This is a genomic window from Micromonospora jinlongensis (assembly GCF_013410645.1).
GTDB lineage: Bacteria > Actinomycetota > Actinomycetes > Mycobacteriales > Micromonosporaceae > Micromonospora > Micromonospora zamorensis.
This window is the reverse complement of sequence record NZ_JACCHK010000001.1, coordinates 2,313,296-2,335,194: the sequence shown is the minus strand read 5'-3', so window position 1 is coordinate 2,335,194 and position 21,899 is coordinate 2,313,296. Positions and strand designations below refer to the sequence as shown.

Sequence of the window (21,899 nt, the reverse complement as noted above, 5' to 3'; positions counted from 1 at the left end):
CCCGGCGTGATCGTGGGCTTGACGCGGTGCGGCCGACCGGGCTGAGCTGGGGGAATGTGCGGGCGGGGGAAAGTGTCATACCTCGGGGCTAGAGTTGCCGAGGCGTGTTTTCCGCGCCCGCACGACCGCTCACAATCACCCAGAGCGGGACAGATCCATCGCTTCGTCTTCTCCCGGGAGCACACGCACTGTGGCCGACCGACTGATTATCCGTGGCGCGCGCGAGCACAACCTGCGTGACGTCAGTCTCGACCTGCCCCGGGACGCACTCATCGTGTTCACCGGGCTGTCCGGGTCGGGCAAGTCGAGCCTGGCCTTCGACACGATCTTCGCCGAGGGGCAGCGCCGCTACGTCGAGTCGCTCTCGTCGTACGCCCGGCAGTTCCTCGGCCAGATGGACAAGCCAGACGTCGACTTCATCGAGGGTCTGAGCCCTGCCGTCTCGATCGACCAAAAGTCGACCTCGCGCAACCCGCGCTCGACCGTCGGCACCATCACCGAGGTCTACGACTACCTGCGGCTGCTCTACGCCCGCATCGGTGAGCCGCACTGCCCGGTCTGCGGTGAGCGGATCTCCCGGCAGAGCCCTCAGCAGATCGTCGACCGGGTCCTCGCGATGGCCGAGGGCACCAAGTTCATGGTGCTCGCGCCGGTCATCCGCGGCCGCAAGGGCGAGTACGTCGACCTCTTCGCCGAGTTGCAGGCCAAGGGCTACGCCCGGGCCCGCGTCGACGGCGTGGTGCACCCGCTGACCGAGCCGCCGAAGCTCAAGAAGCAGGAGAAGCACACCATCGAGGTGGTGATCGACCGGCTCACCGTCAAGCCCAGCGCCAAGCAGCGGCTGACCGACTCGGTCGAGGCAGCCCTGGGCCTGTCCAGTGGCCTGGTGCTGCTCGACTTCGTCGACCTCCCCGAGGACGACCCGGACCGGGAGCGCCGCTACTCCGAGCACCTGGCCTGCCCCAACGACCACCCGCTGGCCATCGAGGATCTCGAGCCCCGGGTCTTCTCCTTCAACGCGCCGTACGGCGCCTGCCCGGAGTGCACCGGCCTGGGCACCAAGAAGGAGGTCGACCCGGAGCTGCTGGTCCCCGACCCGGAGCGCAGCCTGCGCGAGGGCGCCATCCAGCCCTGGTCCACCGGGCACAACCTGGAATACTTCCTGCGCCTGCTGGAGGCTCTCGGCGAGGCTCAGCACTTCGACGTCGACACCCCGTGGCGGGCGTTGCCGGCGCGGGCGCAGAAGACGATCCTGCACGGCTCGGACGACCAGGTGCACGTGCGCTACCGCAACAAGTACGGCCGCGAGCGCTCCTACTACACCGGCTTCGAGGGCGTGGTGCAGTGGATCGAGCGCCGGCACTCCGACACCGAGTCCGAGTGGTCCCGCGACAAGTACGAGGGCTACATGCGCGACGTGCCGTGTGCCGCGTGCGGCGGCGCCCGGCTCAAGCCCGAGGTGCTCGCGGTCACCCTGGCCGGCAAGAGCATCGCCGAGGTCTGCAACCTGTCCGTGGGGGAGTGCGCCGACCTGCTCGCCGGCATCGAGCTGACCGACCGGCAGAAGATGATCGCCGAGCGGGTCCTCAAGGAGATCAACGCCCGGCTGCGGTTCCTGCTCGACGTCGGTCTGGACTACCTCTCCCTGGACCGGCCGGCCGGCACGCTGTCCGGCGGCGAGGCACAGCGCATCCGGCTGGCCACCCAGATCGGCTCCGGCCTGGTGGGCGTGCTCTACGTGCTCGACGAGCCGTCGATCGGGCTGCACCAGCGCGACAACCACCGGTTGATCGAGACGCTGATCCGGCTGCGCGGGCTGGGCAACACACTGATCGTGGTGGAGCACGACGAGGACACCATCCGCACCGCCGACTGGATCGTCGACATCGGGCCCGGCGCAGGTGAGCACGGCGGCAAGATCGTGCACAGCGGCTCGGTGCCGGCACTGCTGAAGAACAAGGAGTCGATCACCGGGGCGTACCTGTCCGGGCGTCGCTCCATCCCGACGCCGTCGACGCGCCGCCCGCAGGATGCGGCCCGGGAGCTGGTGGTGCACGGCGCGCGCGAGCACAACCTGCGCAACCTGACCGTCTCGTTCCCGCTCGGCCAGCTCATCGCGGTCACCGGGGTCAGCGGCTCGGGCAAGTCGACGCTGGTCAACGACATCCTGTACGCCGTGCTGGCCAACCAGATCAACGGCGCCCGGCTGGTGCCCGGCCGGCACACCCGGGTCTCCGGTCTGGAGCATGTGGACAAGGTCGTCGGCGTGGACCAGTCGCCGATCGGCCGTACGCCGCGCTCCAACCCGGCCACCTACACCGGGGTCTGGGACCACGTCCGCAAGCTCTTCGCCGAGACCACCGAGGCGAAGGTACGCGGGTACGGCCCGGGTCGGTTCTCCTTCAACGTCAAGGGTGGGCGCTGCGAGGCGTGCTCCGGTGACGGCACCATCAAGATCGAGATGAACTTCCTGCCCGACGTGTACGTCCCCTGCGAGGTCTGCAAGGGCGCCCGGTACAACCGGGAGACCCTGGAGGTGCACTACAAGGGCAAGACCGTCTCGGACGTGCTGGAGATGCCGATCGAGGAGGCCGCCGAGTTCTTCTCCGCCATCCCGGCCATCCACCGGCACCTCAAGACCCTGGTCGACGTCGGCCTGGGCTACGTCCGCCTCGGTCAGCCCGCGCCCACCCTCTCCGGCGGTGAGGCGCAGCGGGTCAAGCTCGCGTCCGAGCTGCAGAAGCGCTCCACCGGGCGGACGGTCTACGTGCTCGACGAGCCGACCACCGGTCTGCACTTCGAGGACATCCGCAAGCTGCTGATGGTGCTGGAGGGTCTGGTCGACAAGGGCAACACGGTGATCACCATCGAGCACAACCTCGACGTGATCAAGACGGCCGACTGGCTGATCGACATGGGTCCGGAGGGGGGCCACCGGGGCGGCACCGTGCTCGCCACCGGCACCCCCGAGGAGGTCGCCGAGGTGGCCGAGAGCCACACCGGCGAGTTCCTGCGCCAGGTGCTCAAGCTCGACGGCAAGGCCAAGGGCGCGGCCGCCGCCACCACCCGGGCGGCCAAGGCCAACGGTGTGACCAAGGCACGGGCCAGCCGCAAGGTGGCGGCCAGCGCCCGCTGACCTCGATTTCCCGAGGGCAGGTCCGGCTGGCTTCGGGTGTGGCGATTGCGGGGCGGGTCCGATCGGGTTCGTTCGCGTCCATTGCGGCGCGGGCGGGCCGGTCCGGGGCCCGCCCCGTCCCATTTCCTGGGTCGGACAGCTGCCGCGATGAACCATCCGGCACAGTTGCCCGTGTGGAGAAGTGTGACCGGCTTTCGGACCGGCGCAGCGGGCTAGAGAGAGGCGAGGCATGAGTGACGATCAGGCGCTGACCGGTCCGGGTACGCAGACACGTCGTACCCTGCTCACCGGTGTCGGGGTGGTCGGCGCGGCCGTCGTCCTGGCTGCCTGTGGCAGCGACGACGGCAGCGGCAGCGACACCCCCACCAGTGGCGGCCCCGCCGTGCCCAGCACTGGTGATGCTGGCGGCGGCGACCGGCAGGGCTCCCAGTCGCTGGCCACCACCGCCGACATCCCGGTCGGTGGCGGCAAGGTCCTCGCCACCGACGGCGTGGTCATCACCCAGCCCTCCCCGGGCCAGTTCAAGGGCTTCGACCCGATCTGCACCCACCAGAACTGCCCGGTCACGAACGTCGACGGCGGCACCATCAACTGCACCTGCCACGGCAGCAAGTTCTCGATCGAGGACGGCTCGGTGAAGGCCGGCCCGGCCACCAAGCCGCTGCCGCCGAAGAACATCAAGGTCACCGGCGACCAGATCTCGCTGGCCTGACCGTCCGCGGGTCGGCGACCGCCCCTCGGCCAGGCGTATCCGGCCGGCCTGATCGGTGCGGCGGTCGCCATCGCCCCCGGCCGGGCGTGTCCGGGTCCCCGGGTCGGTCGAGGGAGCCGGCCAGCTGATCGACTCGCGTTTCGGGAAGTCGGGGTGTCCGCGATCCCTCGACACCCCGACTTCCCGGAAGCCGAGTCGATCTAGAGCTTGAGTTGGGCTGTCGGTGCTGCGGACTAGGCTTGCTGACGTGGCTGACCCCTCGACCTACCGCCCCGCACCCGGCACCATCCCGGAGCTACCGGGGGTCTACCGCTTCCGCGACGGCACCGGCCGGGTGATCTACGTCGGCAAGGCGAGAAACCTGCGCAGCCGGCTCAACTCCTATTTCGGCGACGTCTGGAACCTGCACGAGCGCACGCGGCAGATGGTCACCACTGCCGAGTCGGTGGACTGGATCACCGTCGGCACCGAGGTCGAGGCGCTCCAGCAGGAGTTCACCTGGATCAAGCAGTACGACCCCCGGTTCAACGTCCGCTACCGCGACGACAAGTCGTACCCCTATCTGGCCGTGACCCTCAACGAGGAATACCCGCGGCTACAGGTGATGCGTGGCGCCAAGCGCAAGGGGGTGCGCTACTTCGGTCCGTACTCGCACGCCTGGGCCATTCGGGAGACCCTCGACCTGCTGCTGCGGGTGTTCCCCGCCCGGACGTGCTCCGCCGGCGTGTTCAAACGCGCCGGCCAGGTTGGTCGTCCCTGCCTGCTCGGCTACATCGGCAAGTGTTCGGCGCCGTGCGTCGGCACCGTCTCCGCCGACGAACACCGCGCGATCGTGGACGGGTTCTGCGACTTCATGGCCGGGCGCACCGACACCATGGTGCGCAAGATCGAGCGCGAGATGACCGAGGCGAGCGAGCAGCTGGAGTTCGAGCGGGCCGCCAAACTGCGCGACGACGTGGCCGCGCTGCGCCGCGCCATGGAGAAGCAGACCGTGGTGTTGGGCGACGGCACCGACGCCGATGTCGTCGCGTTCGCCGACGATCCGCTCGAGGCGGCCGTGCAGGTCTTCCACGTCCGCGACGGCCGGGTCCGGGGGCAGCGCGGCTGGGTGGTGGAGAAGACCGAGGACCTGACCACCGGCGACCTGGTGCACCACTTCTGCACCCAGGTGTACGGCGGTGAGCACGGGGAGGCCGACGTGCCCCGGGAGCTGCTGGTGCCCGAGCTGCCCGCCGACGCCGACGCGCTGGCGGAATGGCTCTCCAACCACCGGGGCAGCCGGGTGTCGCTGCGGGTGCCGCAGCGCGGCGACAAGCGCTCACTGATGGAAACGGTCGAGCGCAACGCCAAGGACGCGCTGGCCCGGCACAAGCTGAAGCGATCCGGTGACCTCACCACCCGGGGCAAGGCATTGGACGAGATCAGCGAAGCACTGGACATGCGCACCTCGCCGCTGCGCATCGAGTGCTTCGACATCTCCCAGATCCAGGGCACTGACGTGGTGGCCAGCATGGTGGTCTTCGAGGACGGGTTGCCTCGCAAGAGCGAATACCGGCGGTTCATCGTCCGTGGCGCCACCGACGACCTCTCCGCGATGTCCGAGGTGCTGCGCCGTCGCTTCGCCCGCTACCTGGACGCGCGGGCGGAGACGGGCGAGGTGGGCGTCGAGTCGGCCGACGACCCGATCACCCCGGAAGACGCGGCTGAGCCGCAGGTCGGTGTGCTGATCGATCCGACCACCGGCCGTCCGCGGAAGTTCGCGTACCCGCCGCAGTTGGTGGTCGTCGACGGCGGTGCTCCGCAGGTCGCGGCGGCCGCGCAGGCCCTTGCCGACCTGGGCATCGACGACGTGGCGTTGTGCGGCCTGGCCAAGCGGCTGGAGGAGGTCTGGCTCCCCGACGACGAGTTCCCGGTCATCCTGCCGCGCACCTCGGAGGGTCTCTACCTGCTGCAACGCATCCGCGACGAGGCCCACCGGTTCGCCATCACCTTCCACCGGCAGCGCCGCTCGAAGCGGATGACCGAGTCGGCACTCGACCACGTACCCGGCCTCGGCGAGGTGCGGCGCAAGGCGTTGTTGCGGCACTTCGGCTCACTCAAGCGGCTCTCTGCCGCAACGGTCGAGGAGATCACCGAGGTGCCCGGGGTGGGTCGACGCACCGCCGAGGCGATCCTGGCCGCCCTCGACAAGGACACGAAGACCGACGAAAGCGCGGAGGCGACCCCCGGCACCTGACGCCGCCCTCGCGCCCCTCGGCGGTCAGTCGCGGCACGCATGATCGTGCTCGATCGTGGTTGTAGTGGCCTCGTCGGCGCCGGGTGGGGCCTGTTTCCTGGATCGAGCACGATCTTGGGGGCTGCGCGGTCCCTGGCATCCCCGGCGACGGCGTCCGATATCGCCCGCCGCCCGCAGCCCGGCCCACCGCCAACCCGCTGCCCGCCGCTCGGGTCAAGATCCGCGCAGCTTCAGGGAACTTGCTGCCTCGCCGCGATCTGAGGCAGCAGTTTCCCGGAAAGTGCGCGGATCTTGGATTGCCCACGCGGGGTGGGGTTGGGTGTGGTGTCCGGTTCGCGGTTCCGGCCGTGGGGTGGTTGTCCGGTTTGGGGCGGGCTGTCCCGTGGCCGGGGCCACCGTGGGGGCGGAATCGTGGGCCGGGCGGGGTCGTTATACCTGGCATGCCACCGCGACTTTCGGGTCGTGGGGCAGGGCGCACCGGCCGGGAACATCCGCTGGGCCGCCCCGGTTACATCCCCCGCAACGCCCGAGCAGGTCCCCCGAGGATCGCCGGCGTTTGTCGCGAGACTTTCCCGCACGGTCGCCGTACCCCCTTGTGAGGTGCCGTGCGGACACCCCCGATGCAGAGGAGCACGCCATCATGCGTACCGATCTGATTCGTAAGACCGCACTCACCGCCGCTGGTCTGGCTTTCACCGGTGGTGCGATCGTCGGACCTGTCACCGCCGCGTATGCGGCGTCGGATGCGAAGCCGGCCTCGCAGGCGCAGTCGGATCGTAAGCCGGCCGGTGAGCGTCAGCTGGGTGTGCGCTACGAGGCGCAGCCGAACTTCTACTACTGCGGGCCCGCCGCGACCCGTAACGCCCTGAGTGTGCAGGGTAAGAACATCAACGTTGATGACATGGCCAAGGAGATGGGCACCACCGAGGCCGGCACCAACTCCATCAACGACATCACCCCCGTGCTGAACAAGGAAACCGGTAAGAACGACGCCTACCGGTCGGTCGAGATCAAGAACTCGAACGCCGACGCGAAGCAGACCGACAAGCTGCGCGCTGACATCGTCAAGACCGTTGACGACGGTCGGGCCGTGATCGCCAACATCGCCGGCACCAGCACCGACACTGATGGCACCACCCACTCCTACGAGGGCGGGCACTACATCAGCGTCGTCGGCTACCGCGACAACGGCAACATCGTCAAGATCGCCGACTCCGCCGACCCGAACACCGCCTCCTACGAGGTCACCGTCGAGCACCTCGCCGACTGGATCGCCACCCGCGGCTACGCCACCAGCTGACCGCGACCCACACACCACGAAGGGCCGGACCCCACCACGGGGACCGGCCCTTCGTCACGTCCTCAGTCCTCGGCGAGGACGGCCAGGATCTGCTCGCCGTACTTGGCGAGCTTGTTCTCGCCGACCCCGCTGACGCGGGACAGCTCGGCAAGCGAGCCCGGCGCGTCGCTGGCGATCTGTCGAAGAGTGGCGTCGTGGAAGATCACATACGCAGGGACGCCCTGCTCTTTGGCGGTGGTCGCCCGCCAGCCGCGCAGCCGCTCGAAGAGCGACGCGGCGGCCGGGGCCAGCTCGGCCACGACGGTGGCCGAGCCGCGCGGCTTCGACGAGCGGCTCGAAGCTGGCTTCTCCGGCTCGCGGCGCATCGTGACCGTGCGGCGGCGACCCAGCACGTCGGCGCTGGCCTCGGTCAGCGCCAGCGTGCCGTAGTCACCCTCGACGGCGAGCAGCCCTTCGGCGAGCAGTTGCCGGACGACGCCCCGCCACTCCGCCTCGCTCAGTTCGGAGCCGATGCCGAAGACGGTCAGCGAGTCGTGACCGTACTGGCTGATCTTGTCGTTCTGCTTGCCGAGCAGGATGTCGATGCAGTGCCCCGCGCCGAACCGCTGGTTGCGCTCACGGTCGAGGCGGAAGACCGCGGAGAGCAACTTCTGGGCGGCGACCGTGCCGTCCCAGGTCTCCGGTGGGGTGAGGCAGGTGTCGCAGTTGCCGCAGGCGGCCGTGGACGTCTCGCCGAAGTATTCGAGCAACTGGACCCGCCGGCAACGCACCGTCTCGCAGAGGGCGAGCATCGCGTCCAGGTGGGCGGCGAGGTTGCGGCGGTGGGCAAGATCGCCGTCGGACGTCTCGATCATCTTTCGTTGCTGGACGACGTCCTGCAGCCCGTACGCGAGCCAGGCGGTGGACGGCAGGCCGTCCCGCCCGGCGCGGCCCGTCTCCTGGTAGTAGCCCTCGACGGACTTGGGCAGGTCGAGGTGGGCGACGAACCGCACGTCGGGCTTGTCGATGCCCATGCCGAAGGCGATCGTGGCCACCATGACCAGACCGTCCTCCCGCAGGAAGCGCTGCTGGTTGGCGGCGCGGGTGGCCGCGTCCAGACCCGCGTGGTACGGCAGTGCGGCGACCCCGTTGGCGACGAGGAACTCGGCGGTCTTGTCGACCGAGGCCCGGGACAGGCAGTAGACGATCCCGGCGTCGCCGGGGTGCTCGTCGCGCAGCAGCGTCAGCAGTTGCTTGCGCGGCTCCCGCTTGGGCACGATCCGGTACTGGATGTTGGGCCGGTCGAAGCTCGCCACGAAGTGCCGGGCGTCGTCGAGGTTGAGCCGGGTGGCGATCTCGGTGCGGGTGGCGCTGGTCGCGGTGGCGGTCAACGCGATCCGCGGCACCTCCGGCCACCGCTCGTGCAGCATCGACAGCGCCAGGTAGTCGGGGCGGAAGTCGTGCCCCCACTGGGACACGCAGTGCGCCTCGTCGATCGCGAACAGGGAGATGCGACCCCGGTCCAGCAGGGCGAGGGTGGACCGGACGCCGAGCGCCTCCGGGGCGAGGTAGAGCAGGTCCAGCTCGCCGGCGACGAAGGCCGCCTCGACCCGACGCCGGGCGTCGAGGGTCTGGGTCGAGTTGAGGAACCCGGCGCGGACGCCGACTGCGGTGAGCGCGTCCACCTGGTCCTGCATGAGGGCGATCAGCGGGGAGACGACGACCGCGACACCGTCGCGGACCAGGGCGGGGATCTGGTAGCACAGCGACTTGCCACCACCGGTGGGCATCAGCACCAGCGCGTCGCCGCCGGCGACCACGTGGTCGATCACGTCCTGCTGGAAACCGCGGAAGGCGTCGTAACCGAACACCCGGCGCAGCACCGGCAGCGCGTCCTCGGTACGCAGGTCGGTGGGGGAAGCCATCCGCGGAGTCTACGAGCCCACCCCGACACCGCCGACCCGGCGCACCCGAGCGAAGGGCGTTCACCCCACGACCCGTGGCGGGTGCGCGGGCTTGCGCCGGTGGCGGGATAGAGTCGCTGATTGACCAATCGCGGCCAACGGCGGCCGCGGCGCCACGGCTTGGGGGTACGGGTGAGCGAGGCGCGCACAACCGGTGACCGGATCGACGACCCGGCGGCGGTTGACGGGCAGGTGTCGGCCGAGTCGGAGACCACACTCGTGGTCGTCACCGGCCTCTCCGGCGGTGGCCGCAGCACGGTTGCCAGGGCTTTGGAGAACGTCGGCTACTACGTGGTCGACAACCTGCCGCAGGCACTGATGCTGGACATGGCCGAGCTGGCGTTCAAGGCGGGCGGGGCCGCTCGGCGTACCGCGATGGTGCTGGACGTGCGGTCCCGGGCCTTCTCCACGGACCTGGCCGGGGCGATCCGTGAGCTCAAGGACCGCGGGTTCTCGCCCCGGGTGGTCTTTGTCGACGCCGACGACGAGGTGTTGATCCGACGGTTCGAGAGTGTGCGCCGGTCGCATCCGCTTCAGGGCGACGGGCGGCTGGCCGACGGCATCGCCGTGGAGCGCGGGCTGCTCGAGGAGGCGCGCGACCAGGCAGACGTGATCGTCGACACCAGCCACCTGAACGTCAACCAGCTCCGTCGGCGCATCGAGGAGTTGTTCGGCGGCGAGGACGCCCGCCGGCTGCGGGTCACCGTGCTGTCGTTCGGCTTCAAGTACGGTCTGCCGCCGGACGCCGACTTCGTGCTGGACGCCCGCTTCCTGCCCAATCCGTACTGGGTGCCGGAGCTGCGGGAACACACCGGTCGGGAGGAGGCGGTGAGCGCGTACGTGCTGGGTCAGGAGGGTGCGGACGCCTTCGTCGCCTCGTACGCCGACCTGGTCAACGCCACCACCGCCGGCTTCGAGCGGGAGGGTAAGCGGTACCTCACGGTCGCCGTGGGCTGTACCGGCGGCAAGCACCGCAGCGTGGCCATCGCCGAGGAGCTGGCCGGGCGGTTGCGCCACTCCGGGTTGGCGGCCAACGCCCAGCACCGCGACCTGGGGCGGGAATGACGGCCCGGCGGGTGGTGGCGTTCGGCGGCGGGCACGGGCTGTCCGCCTCGCTGCGCGCGCTGCGTCACTGCGCCCCCGAACTCGACCTCGACATCACCGCTGTGGTCACCGTGGGTGACGACGGGGGTTCCAGTGGCCGGTTGCGGGCCGAGCGGGGTGGTCTGCCCCCGGGTGATCTGCGTCAGGCGCTGGTGGCGCTGGCCGGGGACCACCCGGCGACCCGCCGCAGCGCCGGGCTGTTCCAGCACCGCTTCGCCGCCGTGCCGGCCGGCGTACCCCCGCTCGGCGAAGCCGACCCGGCCCCGACGGCGACCGACGGCCGCAACCCCGACCCGCGCGACCAGGACGCAGACAGCCAGGGCCCAGACGACCAGGGCGCCCACGGTCCCGGCGTGACCGTCCCCGGCGCTGAGCGGGCGAGCACCCGCACCGACGGGCTGGCCGGGCACGCGGTGGGCAACCTCGTGCTCTGCGGCCTCATGGAGATGCTGGGCGACCCGGTGGCCGCGCTGGAGCACGCCGGCGCGATGCTGGGCACCGTCGGCCGGGTGCTGCCGATGTCCCGTCAGCCGGTCGGCATCGAGGCGCAGGTCCGCGGTGTCGACCCGGCCGCCCCCGACGAGGTACGCACCGTGCGCGGCCAGCACCAGGTGGCGGTCACCACCGGGCGGGTCGAGTCGCTGCGCCTCACCCCGTCCGCCCCGCCGGCCTGCGCCGAGGTGATCGAGGCGATCAGGGCGGCGGACTGGTTGATCTTCGGACCGGGCAGCTGGTACACCAGCGTTCTCCCGCACCTGCTGGTGCCGCAGTTGGCCGACGCTATTGTGTCCACCTCGGCCCGGCGGTTGGTCACGTTGAACCTCGCGGCCGAGAAGGAAACCCTCGGGCTCTCCGTCGCCGATCATCTCGCGGCGCTGCACTGGTACCTGCCCGAGCTCAAGGTGGATCTCGTGCTCGCCGACGCCAAGGCGGTGGGTGACCCCGAACCGGTCGAACGTGCGGCAGAATCGCTGGGTGCCCGCCTGGTCCTCGCCCCCGTCGCCGTCACCGGTGGCACTCCCCGCCATGATCCGGCTGCCCTGGGCGCCGCACTGGTGCCTGTCCTGGGTGCCGATCGTTAGACACGTACGTAATCTCCGGCGACACGCCGGAACCGGTCCGTGAGGGGACGCACAATGGCGATGACGGCCGCGGTCAAGGACGAGCTGAGTCGGGTCGACGTGCCCAAGCCCTGCTGTCGGCGGGCGGAGATGGCCGCACTGCTGCGCTTCGCCGGCGGGCTGCACATCGTCTCCGGCCGCGTGGTGGTGGAGGCTGAACTGGACACCGGGGCGGTGGCCCGACGGCTGCGCCGGGAGATCGCGGAGGTCTACGGGTACCCGAGCGAGATCCACGTGCTGGCCTCCGGCGGGCTGCGCAAGGGCAGCCACTTCATCGTGCGCGTGGTCAAGGACGGCGAGGCTCTCGCCCGGCAGACCGGCCTGCTCGACGTGCGGGGTCGTCCGGTGCGCGGGCTGCCCCCGCACGTGGTGGCGGCGAACGTCTGCTGCGCGGTCTCCGCCTGGCGGGGCGCGTTCATGGCGCACGGCTCGCTCACCGAGCCCGGCCGCTCCAGCGCGCTGGAGATCACCTGCCCGGGGCCGGAGTCGGCGTTGGCGCTGGTCGGCGCGGCCCGCCGGATCGGCATCACCGCGAAGAACCGAGAGGTACGCGGGGTGGACCGGGTGGTGGTCAAGGACGGCGACGCCATCGCCGCGCTGCTCACCCGGATCGGCGCGCACTCCAGCGTGCTGGCCTGGGAGGAGCGCCGGGTGCGCCGCGAGGTGCGGGCCACCGCCAACCGGCTGGCCAACTTCGACGACGCCAACCTGCGCCGCTCGGCGCGCGCGGCGGTCGCCGCCGCCGCCCGGGTCACCCGTGCGCTGGAGATCCTCGCCGACGAGGCGCCCAACCACCTGACCGACGCCGGGCGGCTGCGCCTGGAGCACCGGCAGGCCTCGCTGGAGGAGTTGGGCGCGTTGGCCGACCCTCCGCTGACCAAGGACGCCATCGCGGGGCGGATCCGCCGGCTCCTGGCGCTGGCCGACAAGCGGGCCCGCGACCTTGGCATCCCGGATACGGAAGCGGCCGTCACGCCCGACATGCTCGTGGTCTGATAGGACGGTGGGGCCGCACGGTGCGCCCGGGGCACTACCCGGCGCAGCGTGGTCTCGCACGCTCGGATATGGTCGCTGCGTACGGCAAGGGGGCCGACACCGGCACTCCTCGTCGTGCCCCACCGCCTCGGGCGGTCAGGTCCTCAGACCGCGCGGCGGGGTGGCCGAGATGAACCGTCGACGGCCGGCTCCAACGGTCGGCGCACACCATTCCCGCCGGCCCGTTGTCTGAAGCCGGCGGACCAGAACGCGAGGAGATGGGACCTGTGACCATCCGGGTTGGCATCAACGGCTTCGGCCGCATCGGCCGTAACTTCTTCCGGGCAGTGCTGGCGTCTGACGCCGACATCGAGGTCGTGGCGGTGAACGACCTGACCGACAACGGCACGCTCGCCCACCTGCTCAAGTACGACAGCATCCTCGGTCGCCTGCCGTACGAGGTCAAGGCCACCGCCGACGAGATCACCGTCGGTGGCAAGACCATCAAGGCGTACGCCGAGAAGGACCCGTCGAAGCTGCCGTGGGGCGAGGTCGGCGCCGACGTCGTCATCGAGTCCACCGGCTTCTTCACCGACGCCACCAAGGCCAAGGCACACGTCGACGGCGGGGCCAAGAAGGTCATCATCTCCGCCCCGGCGAAGAACGAGGACGTCACCGTCGTCATGGGTGTCAACCACGACACCTACGACCCGGCGAAGCACACCATCATCTCCAACGCTTCGTGCACCACCAACTGCCTCGCCCCGATGGCGAAGGTCCTGCACGACACGTTCGGCATCCAGCACGGTCTGATGACGACGATCCACGCGTACACCCAGGACCAGAACCTCCAGGACGCGCCGCACTCGGATCTGCGTCGTGCCCGGGCCGCCGCGCTGAACATCGTCCCCACCTCCACCGGTGCCGCCAAGGCGATCGGCCTGGTCCTGCCGGACCTCAAGGGCAAGCTCGACGGGTACGCCCTGCGGGTGCCGATCCCGACCGGCTCGGTCACCGACCTCACCGTCAACGTGGGTCGCGAGACCACCGTGGACGAGGTCAACGCCGCGCTGAAGGCTGCCGCGGACGGCCCGCTCAAGGGCATCCTGGTCTACAACGAGGACCCGATCGTCTCCAGCGACATCGTCACCGACCCGGCGTCGTGCATCTTCGACGCGCCGCTGACCAAGGTTGTCGGCAACCAGGTGAAGGTCGTCGGCTGGTACGACAACGAGTGGGGTTACTCCAACCGCCTGGTCGACCTGGTCAAGCTGGTCGGTTCGTCGCTGTGAGCATCCGGACCCTCGACGACCTGCTCGCCGAGGGGGTGTCGGGTCGGCGCGTGCTGGTGCGCGCCGACCTGAACGTCCCGCTCGACAAGCAGACCGGTGACATCACGGATGACGGGCGGATCCGCGCGGTGCTGCCGACCCTCGGCGCGCTGGTCGAGGCCGGCGCGAAGGTGGTCGTCTGCTCGCACCTGGGCCGCCCGAAGGGCGCGCCGGACCCGCAGTTCAGCCTGGGCCCGGTCGCCGGGCGGCTCGGTGAGCTGCTCGGCGCCCCGGTGCACTTCGCCACGGACACCGTCGGCGATTCCGCCCGTTCCACCGTCGCGGACCTGGCCGACGGCCAGGTCGCCCTCCTGGAGAACCTGCGGTTCAACGCGGGTGAGACCAGCAAGGACGAGGCCGAGCGGGCCGCGTTCGCCGACCAGCTCGCCGCGTTCGGCGACGCGTACGTGGACGACGCGTTCGGCGCGGTGCACCGCAAGCACGCCAGCGTCTTCGACGTGCCGGCCCGGCTGCCGCACGTCGCGGGCCGACTGGTGCTGCGTGAGGTCGAGGTGCTCTCCAAGCTCACCGGTGACCCCGAGCGCCCGTACGTGGTGGTGCTCGGTGGGTCGAAGGTGTCCGACAAGCTCGCCGTGATCGAGGCGCTGCTGCCCACCGTCGACCGGCTGCTCATCGGTGGCGGGATGTGCTTCACCTTCCTCAAGGCCCAGGGTCTGGAGGTGGGCACCTCGCTGCTGGAGAAGGACATGGTCGACACCTGCCGCAACCTGCTGGAGCGGTCCGGCGGCAAGATCATGCTGCCGGTCGACGTGGTGGTGGCGGACGCGTTCGCCCCGGATGCCGCGCACGACACGGTCCGCGTCGACGGCATCCCGAGCCACCGGCTCGGGCTGGACGTCGGCCCGGAGACGGTCGCCGGTTTCAGCGCCGCACTGTCCCAGGCGAAGACGATCTTCTGGAACGGCCCGATGGGCGTGTTCGAGATGCCGGCCTTCGCGGCGGGCACCCGGGGCATCGCCGAGGCGATCACCAAGGCCGACGCGTTCAGCGTCGTCGGTGGCGGTGACTCGGCGGCGGCGGTCCGTGCCCTGGGGCTGGACGAGTCGTCCTTCGGGCACATCTCCACGGGCGGCGGCGCCTCCCTGGAATACCTCGAGGGCAAGACCCTCCCCGGCATCGCGGCCCTGGAGAACTGAATGTCGAGCACCACCCGTCGGCCGTTGATGGCCGGCAACTGGAAGATGAACCTCAACCACCTCGAGGCCAACCTGCTGGTGCAGAAGCTGGCGGCGAGCCTCACCGAGAAGCAGCTCACCGACGTCGAGACGGTCGTGCTGCCGCCCTTCACCGACCTGCGTACCGTGCAGACCGCTGTGGACGGCGACAAGCTGCTGATCGGCTACGGCGGGCAGGACCTGTCGCCGCACGCGTCCGGCGCGTACACCGGGGACATCTCCGGTCCGCTGCTGGCCAAGCTCGGCTGCACGTACGTGGTGGTCGGGCACTCCGAGCGGCGGGCCTACCACCACGAGGACGACACGCTGGTCAACGCCAAGGTGAAGGCGGCGCTGACGCACGGCCTGACCCCGATCCTCTGCGTGGGGGAGGGGCTGGACGTGCGCGAGCAGGGCACCCACGTGGCGCACTGCTCGGACCAGCTCGACGGGGGCCTCGCCGGGCTCACCCCCGAGCAGGTGCGCCAGGTCGTGATCGCGTACGAGCCGGTCTGGGCGATCGGCACGGGCAAGACCGCGACGCCGGAGGACGCCCAGGAGGTCTGCGGGGCGGTCCGCCAGCGACTGGCGGAGCGCTTCGACCAGGACACCGCGAACCAGGTCCGGGTCCTCTACGGCGGCTCCGTCAAGGCGTCAAACGTCGCCTCGATCATGGCCCAGCCGGACGTGGACGGGGGCCTGGTGGGGGGTGCCAGCCTGGACGCGGAGGAATTCGCTCAGATCTGCCGCTTCCCGGAGCACCTCGCTCGCTGATCGCTCGGTATCCTTGACACCGCCCGTCCGCCGGTCGGTGCCACCGTGCCCGATCAGACCGGGCGAGGATCGCTACGAGAGGAACTGACCCCAGCCATGCCGATCTGGTTCGCATACACGTTGATCGTGTTGCTGGTCATCACGAGCATTCTGCTCACCCTGCTGATCCTGCTGCACCGCGGCAAGGGCGGCGGTCTGTCGAGCATGTTCGGCGGTGGCGTCAGCTCCAGCCTCGCCGGGTCGTCGGTCGCGGAGAAGAACCTGGACCGTTACACCGTTCTGGTGAGCGTTGTCTGGTTCGCCTCCATCGTCGGCCTCGGGCTCTGGCTGCGCCTGCAGATGAACAGCATCTCCTGAGCAAGCGCGTCAAGTCGTACAATCTGCGCGCGGTCCGTCACACGACGGGCCGCGCGCAGGCTTTTCTCCGCTGCACCGCGTCGCCCGCCGCGCACCCCTGCACGACGGCGGGTCCCCTCCGACGACAGGAGCGAGCAGCCGTGCCGAGTGGCAACGTCATCCGCGGCGCCCGAGTCGGGTCCGCACCCATGCGCCCCGACGAGCGGCACCAACCCGCCCCCCGACAGGACGTCACCTACTGGTGCCGCAACGACCACCGGATCGACATCCGGATCGCCGCGGACGCCGAGGCGCCGGCCCTGTGGGACTGCCCCCGCTGCGGCCTGCCCGCCGGGCGGGACGCGCAGAATCCGCCCGGCCGGGTCCGCGCCGAGCCGTACAAGAGCCATCTGGCGTACGTGAAGGAGCGGCGTACCGCCGAGGAAGGCGAGGCGCTGCTGGCCGAGGCGCTCGCAGCGCTCCGCCGTCGCCGCGGCGAATAAGAAGGAAGGGCCCCTGTCGAGGGGCCCTTCCTGTCGGTCAGCGGAGGCTGCGCAGCCGGGCGGGTACGTCGGCTGCGGCGGCCCGATCCAGCAGCCAGCGGGTGCGACTCACACCGTGCACCCCGGCGGCCGGCAACTGCACCGGCCCGGCGCCGGCCAGCGCCATACCCACCGCGCGGGCCTTGTCGGCGCCGCCGGCCACCAACCAGACCTCCTCGGCGGTGTTGATCGCCGGCAGGGTGAGGGTGGTCCGCACGGCTGGCGGCTTGGGGCTGCCCCGCACGGCGCTGCACGGGCGGGTGTCGTAGTGCACCGGGTGCTCGGGGAAGATCGACGCCACGTGCCCGTCCTCGCCGACACCGAGCATCAGCACGTCGAAGTGCGGCAGTGTGGCGTGCCCAGGTCGGGCGGCGCGGGCCAGCTCCTCCCCGTACCAGGCCGCGGCGGCCTCGGGGTCGTTGCCGGCGGGGCCGTCGGAGGCCGGCATCGGGTGCACCCGCGCCGGGTTGAGCGGCACCACGTCCAACAGGGCGGCCCGCGCCTGGGTCTCGTTGCGGTCCGGGTCGCCGGCGGGCAGGAACCGCTCGTCACCCCACCACACGTCGACCCGCGACCAGTCCACCGCGTCGCGGGCGGGCAGCGTCGCCACCGCCCGGTACACGGCGGCGGCGATCCGACCGCCGGTGAGGACCACCGACGCCTCGCCCCGGTCGGCCTGGGCGTCGAGCATCTTCACCAGCAACCGGGCCGCCACGGCCTGCGCCAGCAGATCGGCGTCGGCGTGGACGGCGACACTCGCCTCACTCATGGGTTGCGCCTTCGTTTCCCGACCGCGTGCGGTCGCTGTCGCGTCGTACCCGGGCTGGAGGCCCGAGGTGGCGGGGCGAATGCCCCGGAGGTTCCGGGGCAGGGCCCGGTGGGTGACCCGGCCCTGCCCCGACGTTGTCGTGCCCCGGTCGGGCTCAGCCCTCGCCGCTCGTGCCGGCGTGTGCGGTGACCCCGGCCTCGGCGCGCCGGGCGGTGGCCGGATCCTTCCAGACGTGCACCCGTTGCGGGGGACGCTGCTCCAACCCCCGCAGACCGACCGTCGCACCCAGCGCCTCCGCGTACACCTGGTCGGCGTCCAGACGGCGCAGCTCCTCGGCAAGCTCGTCGCCGAGCGGACGGCGGACCAGCGGCAGAGCCCGGTCGTCCTGGCCGGTCCGCCGGAACACCGCCATGCTCTCCTCGCGGGTCAGCGTGAGCTGGTCGCCGTTGGCGCAGCTCAACTGCACCTCGCGCATCCGGGGGAACTCGTTGGTGTCCACCCGGCGCGGGGTGATGCCGAGCCGGCTGGACAGCCAACCGACCATCAGCGCCGCCGTCGGGTCGCTGGGCGGCGCGACGACGGTCGCCTCGGTGACCCGCTCGCTGGTGGTGTCGAACGCCCCGGCGACCAGGGTCCGCCACGGGGTGATCCGGGTCCACGCCAGGTCGGTGTCGCCCGGGGCGTAGTCCCGGGCACGCTGGTGCAGCGCCTCCACCGGGTCGGCGGCCTGCGCCGAGTCGGTGATCCGCCGGTCGGCGACCACCCCGAGGAAGTCGGTGGCGATCTCCGCCGGTGGCTCGCCGTGCCACCAGGTGACCACCGGCACGTCGGGGACGAGCAGCGGCATCACGACCGACTCGGCGTGCAGGGCCAGCCGCCCGTACATCCGGGTGACCACCGCCTCGCACGGGCCGAGCCGGCCACCGACGACGATCTCCGCGTCCAGCCGGTTGCGGTCCCGCTCGATCTCGGAGCGAACCACCACCACCAGCCGGCACGGGTGGGCGGCAGCGGCGATCGTCGCCGCCGCCTCCGCCTCCCGGACCCGCTTCTCGTCCACCACCACGATGAGGGTGAGCGCCATGCCGCTGGCCACCCCGCCGGCACTGCGACGCTCGGCGGCGAGCGCCTTGACCACCTCGTTGCCGGTGGTGTCCCACAACCCGATCATGCTCGTCTCCAAGCGCGGCCCTCACGGGCCAGCATCTCGTCGGAGGCGCGTGGACCCCACTCGCCGGCCCGGTACGGCTCCGGTGTGGTGCCAGCCCAGGCGTGCTCCAGCGGGTCGATCACCTGCCAGCTCTGCTCGACCTCGGACGCGTCCGGGAACAGGGTGCGGTCGCCGATCAGCACGTCCAGGACCAACCGCTCGTACGCCTCGGGGCTGGACTCGGTGAACGCCTCGCCGTACTGGAAGTCCATCGCGATGTCCCGGACCTCCATCGTGGTGCCCGGCACCTTCGAGCCGAACTTGAGCACCACACCCTCGTCCGGCTGCACCCGGATCACGAGCTGGTTGTTGCCCAGCGACTCCATGTCGGCGTCGTTGAATGGCAGGTGCGGCGCCTTCTTGAACATGATGGCGACCTCGGTGACCCGCCGGGGCAGTCGCTTGCCGGCCCGGATGTAGAACGGCACCTCGGCCCAGCGGCGGTTCTGGATGCCCAGCCGCACCGCCACGTACGTCTCCGTGGTGGAGTCGCTGGGAACGTCCTGCTCCTCCAGGTAACCGACAGCGCGCTCGCCGCCCACCCAGCCGGGCAGGTACTGACCGCGAACGGTGTCCCGGGCCACGTCCTTGGGCAGGGTGATGGCCTTGAGCACCTTCAGCTTCTCGGCCCGGATCTCGTCGGCGTCGAAGCTGGTCGGCTCCTCCATCGCCACCAGGGCGAGAAGTTGCAGGAGGTGGTTCTGGAGCACGTCACGGGCGGTGCCGACGGTGTCGTAGAAGCCGGCGCGGGTGCCGATCCCGACATCCTCGGCCATGGTGATCTGCACCGAGTCGACGTACTTGGAGTTCCACAGCGGCTCGAACAGGTTGTTGGCGAACCGCAGGGCCAGGATGTTCTGGACCGTCTCCTTGCCCAGGTAGTGGTCGATCCGGAAGACGTCCTCCCGGGTGAACACGTCGTCGACGAGGTCGTTGAGCGACTTCGCCGACGGCAGGTCGTTGCCGAACGGCTTCTCCACGACGACCCGACGCCAACCGCCGGACTTCTCGTTGTCGGCCATCCCGGTGCGGGCCAGCTGCTTGAGCACGACGGGGAACGCGGCCGGGGGGATGGAGAAGTAGAACGCCGCGTTGCCGGTGATGCCGTGGGTCTGGCGCAGGTCGTCCAGCGTCGAGGCGAGCTGGTCGAAGGCCGCGTCGTCGTCGAACGACCCGCCGACGAACTTGATGTTGCCGGCCAGCCGTGCCCACACCTCGTCCCGCCACGGAGTACGAGCGTGCTTGCGGGCAGCCTCGCAGGCCAGCGTCTCGAAGTCGCCGTCTCCCCAGTCGCGGCGCGCGAAACCGAGCACCACGAAACCCGGCGGCAGCAGCCCCCGGTTGGCCAGGTCGTAGACGGCAGGGAGCAACTTCTTGCGGGCCAGGTCGCCGGTCACCCCGAAGATCACCAGAGCGCAGGGCTCCGGGATCCGGGGCAACCGGCGGTCCTGCGGGTCGCGCAGCGGGTTCACCGAGCCACCTTCGGTTCGCGACTGCGGGGCTTGCAAACCCGGCTCACTCCTCGCGCTCACGGTGCCCCCCTCGCTTCCGCCTCAGTCACGTCGTCCATCCTCACGCCCGCAGATCACCACCGGCCGCGTCGAGCAGTTGGGCGACACCGGCGGCACGGTCGGTCAGATGCAACCGCAGCACCGGGCGCTCCCGGCCGGCGAGAGCCTGCCGGTCCCCGGCAGCCTGCGCCGCCTGCAACTCACCGAAGGTGTACGGCTTGCCCGGCACCGCCAGGTCCTCCGCGACCGCGCCGGTCACCTGGAGGTAGCTGCCCACCTGCGGGCCGCCCTTGTGGTACTGACCCGTCGAGTGCAGGAACCGCGGCCCCCAACCGAAGGTGACCGGCCGACCGCCCGCCTGGGCCAGCAGCGGCCGCAGCTTGGCCGTGTCGGCGTCGGCGAACCGGTCGAGGTACGCCATCACCGCGAGGTAACCGTCGTCGCCCAGCCCGTCGAGCAGCCAGCGCAGCACCCCGGCCAGGTCCCCGGGAGCGCCCTGCGGCGCGTACACCTCGATCGCGCCCTCGGTGAACGACGGCGTCTCCGCCGGCAGGCCCGAGGCCAGGATCTTGTTGGTGTTCTCCTTGGACTCGGTGACGTTCGGCTGGTTGAACGGGTCGATGCCGAGCACCACACCGGCCACCGCGGTCGCGTACTCCCAGGCCAGGAACTGCGCGCCCAGCGGGCCGTTGACAGCCACGTCCGGGGCCGCGCCGCCACCCGGCATGTCACCAGGTGCCAGCGCGCCGCCGTAGCTGACGGTCAGCACGTCCGCACCGCTGGCGCCGGGGCTCTGCGGAGACTCCACGACCACCGGCAGGATGCCCACCCCGGCCTTGCCGGTCGACTCGGCGATCAGCTGCTCGGCCCAGTCGCCGAGCCCGTCGATGCCGGTGCCGTCGGAGACCAGCGCGATCTTGTCCCGGGCCAGCGTCGCCGCCGCGCCCAGGGCGGCGCCCAGGGCGAGCGCCGGGTTGTCCCGGTCCGCGCCGAGCGACGCGGCCAGCGCGTCGGCCTGGTCGAGCAGTTCCGCGACCTCGACCCCGGCCAGCGCCGAGGGCACCAGGCCGAACGCGGTCAGCGCCGAGTACCGGCCGCCGACGTTCGGGTCGGCGAGCACGGTGAACGCGCCCATCTCGGTCGCGGTGGCCTCCAGCGGCGAGCCCGGGTCGGTGACGATGACGAAGTGCCGGCCGGCCTCCGCCTCCGTCATCCCGGCGTCCAGGAACGCCTGCCAGTAGGCGCGCCGGTGGCTGTCGGTCTCCACCGTCGAACCGGACTTGCTCGCCACCACGACGACGGTGCGCTCCAGCCGGTCACCGAGCGCCGCCCGGACCTGGCCCGGGTCGGTGGTGTCCAGCACGGTCAGCGGGCGGCCCAGGGTCCGCGTGATCACCTCGGGGGCCAGTGACGAGCCACCCATCCCGGCGAGCACCACGTGGTCAAGGTCGGCCAGCTCCGCGGTCAGCTCGGCCAGCTGCGCCAGCAGCTCCCGGCTGCGCTGGTGGGTGTCCACCCAACCGAGCCGGATCTTCGCCTCGGCCTCGGCGTCCGAACCCCACAGGCTCGCGTCCTTGCCGGCCAGCTTGCCCGGGACGCCGGCCTTGACCAGCGCGTCCCGGGTCGAGGCGGGAGCGGACTTGTCGACCGCGTCCGCGCCGTACACGGCCAGCCCGGCGGCGGCCTCCACGGGCCCTGCCAACAGGTCACTCATGCCGTCACTC

The 21,899-nt window shown here is 71.0% G+C and carries 17 protein-coding genes; 12 read left to right on the top strand and 5 right to left on the bottom strand.

Features of this window, described 5'->3' with window-relative positions; genetic code table 11:
- Nucleotides 1–190: 190 nt before the first annotated feature.
- From uvrA to HNR22_RS09865, 4 genes are all read left to right on the top strand, one after another.
- On the top strand, nucleotides 191–3,136 hold the full coding sequence (uvrA, locus tag HNR22_RS09880; RefSeq protein WP_179780106.1) for an excinuclease ABC subunit UvrA: 2,946 nt from the start codon (nucleotides 191–193) through the stop codon (nucleotides 3,134–3,136).
- 229 nt (nucleotides 3,137–3,365) lie between these two features.
- On the top strand, nucleotides 3,366–3,848 hold the full coding sequence (locus HNR22_RS09875) for a Rieske (2Fe-2S) protein (RefSeq protein ID WP_179780105.1): 483 nt from the start codon (nucleotides 3,366–3,368) through the stop codon (nucleotides 3,846–3,848).
- A 247-nt stretch (nucleotides 3,849–4,095) separates the two neighbouring features.
- Nucleotides 4,096–6,084: an excinuclease ABC subunit UvrC gene (uvrC, locus tag HNR22_RS09870; protein WP_179780104.1), complete on the top strand. Its 1,989-nt coding sequence runs from the start codon at nucleotides 4,096–4,098 to the stop codon at nucleotides 6,082–6,084.
- A gap of 640 nt (nucleotides 6,085–6,724) precedes the next feature.
- The gene (locus HNR22_RS09865; protein ID WP_179780103.1) at nucleotides 6,725–7,384 is read left to right on the top strand and encodes a C39 family peptidase; all 660 of its coding nucleotides are present in this window, start codon (nucleotides 6,725–6,727) and stop codon (nucleotides 7,382–7,384) included.
- A gap of 62 nt (nucleotides 7,385–7,446) precedes the next feature.
- Here the strand turns inward: HNR22_RS09865 and recQ are convergent, their stop codons facing one another.
- A complete protein-coding gene (recQ, locus tag HNR22_RS09860) occupies nucleotides 7,447–9,288 on the bottom strand; it encodes a DNA helicase RecQ (protein ID WP_179780102.1) in 1,842 nt (613 codons plus the stop codon).
- A 171-nt stretch (nucleotides 9,289–9,459) separates the two neighbouring features.
- On the opposite strand from recQ, the gene rapZ reads away from it, so the two are divergent.
- From rapZ to HNR22_RS09820, 8 genes are all read left to right on the top strand, one after another.
- Nucleotides 9,460–10,392: an RNase adapter RapZ gene (rapZ, locus tag HNR22_RS09855; RefSeq protein WP_425488046.1), complete on the top strand. Its 933-nt coding sequence runs from the start codon at nucleotides 9,460–9,462 to the stop codon at nucleotides 10,390–10,392.
- Nucleotides 10,389–11,513, top strand: coding sequence for a gluconeogenesis factor YvcK family protein (locus HNR22_RS09850; RefSeq protein ID WP_179780101.1), 1,125 nt, complete (start codon nucleotides 10,389–10,391; stop codon nucleotides 11,511–11,513). Before rapZ ends, HNR22_RS09850 begins: the two co-directional genes overlap by 4 nt.
- Before the next feature lie 54 nt (nucleotides 11,514–11,567).
- Nucleotides 11,568–12,548 carry a DNA-binding protein WhiA gene (gene whiA / locus HNR22_RS09845; RefSeq protein ID WP_030337350.1) on the top strand — a complete coding sequence of 327 codons (981 nt, stop codon included), beginning with the start codon at nucleotides 11,568–11,570 and terminating at the stop codon, nucleotides 12,546–12,548.
- A 266-nt stretch (nucleotides 12,549–12,814) separates the two neighbouring features.
- On the top strand, nucleotides 12,815–13,819 hold the full coding sequence (gap, locus tag HNR22_RS09840) for a type I glyceraldehyde-3-phosphate dehydrogenase (RefSeq protein WP_179780100.1): 1,005 nt from the start codon (nucleotides 12,815–12,817) through the stop codon (nucleotides 13,817–13,819).
- Nucleotides 13,816–15,015: a phosphoglycerate kinase gene (locus HNR22_RS09835; RefSeq protein WP_179780099.1), complete on the top strand. Its 1,200-nt coding sequence runs from the start codon at nucleotides 13,816–13,818 to the stop codon at nucleotides 15,013–15,015. Before gap ends, HNR22_RS09835 begins: the two co-directional genes overlap by 4 nt.
- The gene (tpiA, locus tag HNR22_RS09830; RefSeq protein WP_179780098.1) at nucleotides 15,016–15,807 is read left to right on the top strand and encodes a triose-phosphate isomerase; all 792 of its coding nucleotides are present in this window, start codon (nucleotides 15,016–15,018) and stop codon (nucleotides 15,805–15,807) included.
- Between the two features lie 96 nt (nucleotides 15,808–15,903).
- The gene (secG, locus tag HNR22_RS09825) at nucleotides 15,904–16,164 is read left to right on the top strand and encodes a preprotein translocase subunit SecG (RefSeq protein WP_179780097.1); all 261 of its coding nucleotides are present in this window, start codon (nucleotides 15,904–15,906) and stop codon (nucleotides 16,162–16,164) included.
- Between the two features lie 140 nt (nucleotides 16,165–16,304).
- Nucleotides 16,305–16,646 carry an RNA polymerase-binding protein RbpA gene (locus HNR22_RS09820; protein WP_088949250.1) on the top strand — a complete coding sequence of 114 codons (342 nt, stop codon included), beginning with the start codon at nucleotides 16,305–16,307 and terminating at the stop codon, nucleotides 16,644–16,646.
- Between the two features lie 37 nt (nucleotides 16,647–16,683).
- Here the strand turns inward: HNR22_RS09820 and pgl are convergent, their stop codons facing one another.
- From pgl to HNR22_RS09800, 4 genes are all read right to left on the bottom strand, one after another.
- Nucleotides 16,684–17,454 carry a 6-phosphogluconolactonase gene (pgl, locus tag HNR22_RS09815; RefSeq protein ID WP_179780096.1) on the bottom strand — a complete coding sequence of 257 codons (771 nt, stop codon included), beginning with the start codon at nucleotides 17,452–17,454 and terminating at the stop codon, nucleotides 16,684–16,686.
- A 154-nt stretch (nucleotides 17,455–17,608) separates the two neighbouring features.
- Nucleotides 17,609–18,625, bottom strand: coding sequence for a glucose-6-phosphate dehydrogenase assembly protein OpcA (locus HNR22_RS09810; RefSeq protein WP_088949248.1), 1,017 nt, complete (start codon nucleotides 18,623–18,625; stop codon nucleotides 17,609–17,611).
- A complete protein-coding gene (gene zwf, locus HNR22_RS09805; RefSeq protein WP_088949247.1) occupies nucleotides 18,622–20,136 on the bottom strand; it encodes a glucose-6-phosphate dehydrogenase in 1,515 nt (504 codons plus the stop codon). The genes HNR22_RS09810 and zwf overlap by 4 nt, the downstream gene beginning before the upstream one ends.
- Before the next feature lie 100 nt (nucleotides 20,137–20,236).
- The gene (locus HNR22_RS09800) at nucleotides 20,237–21,889 is read right to left on the bottom strand and encodes a glucose-6-phosphate isomerase (RefSeq protein WP_179780095.1); all 1,653 of its coding nucleotides are present in this window, start codon (nucleotides 21,887–21,889) and stop codon (nucleotides 20,237–20,239) included.
- Nucleotides 21,890–21,899: the final 10 nt, after the last annotated feature.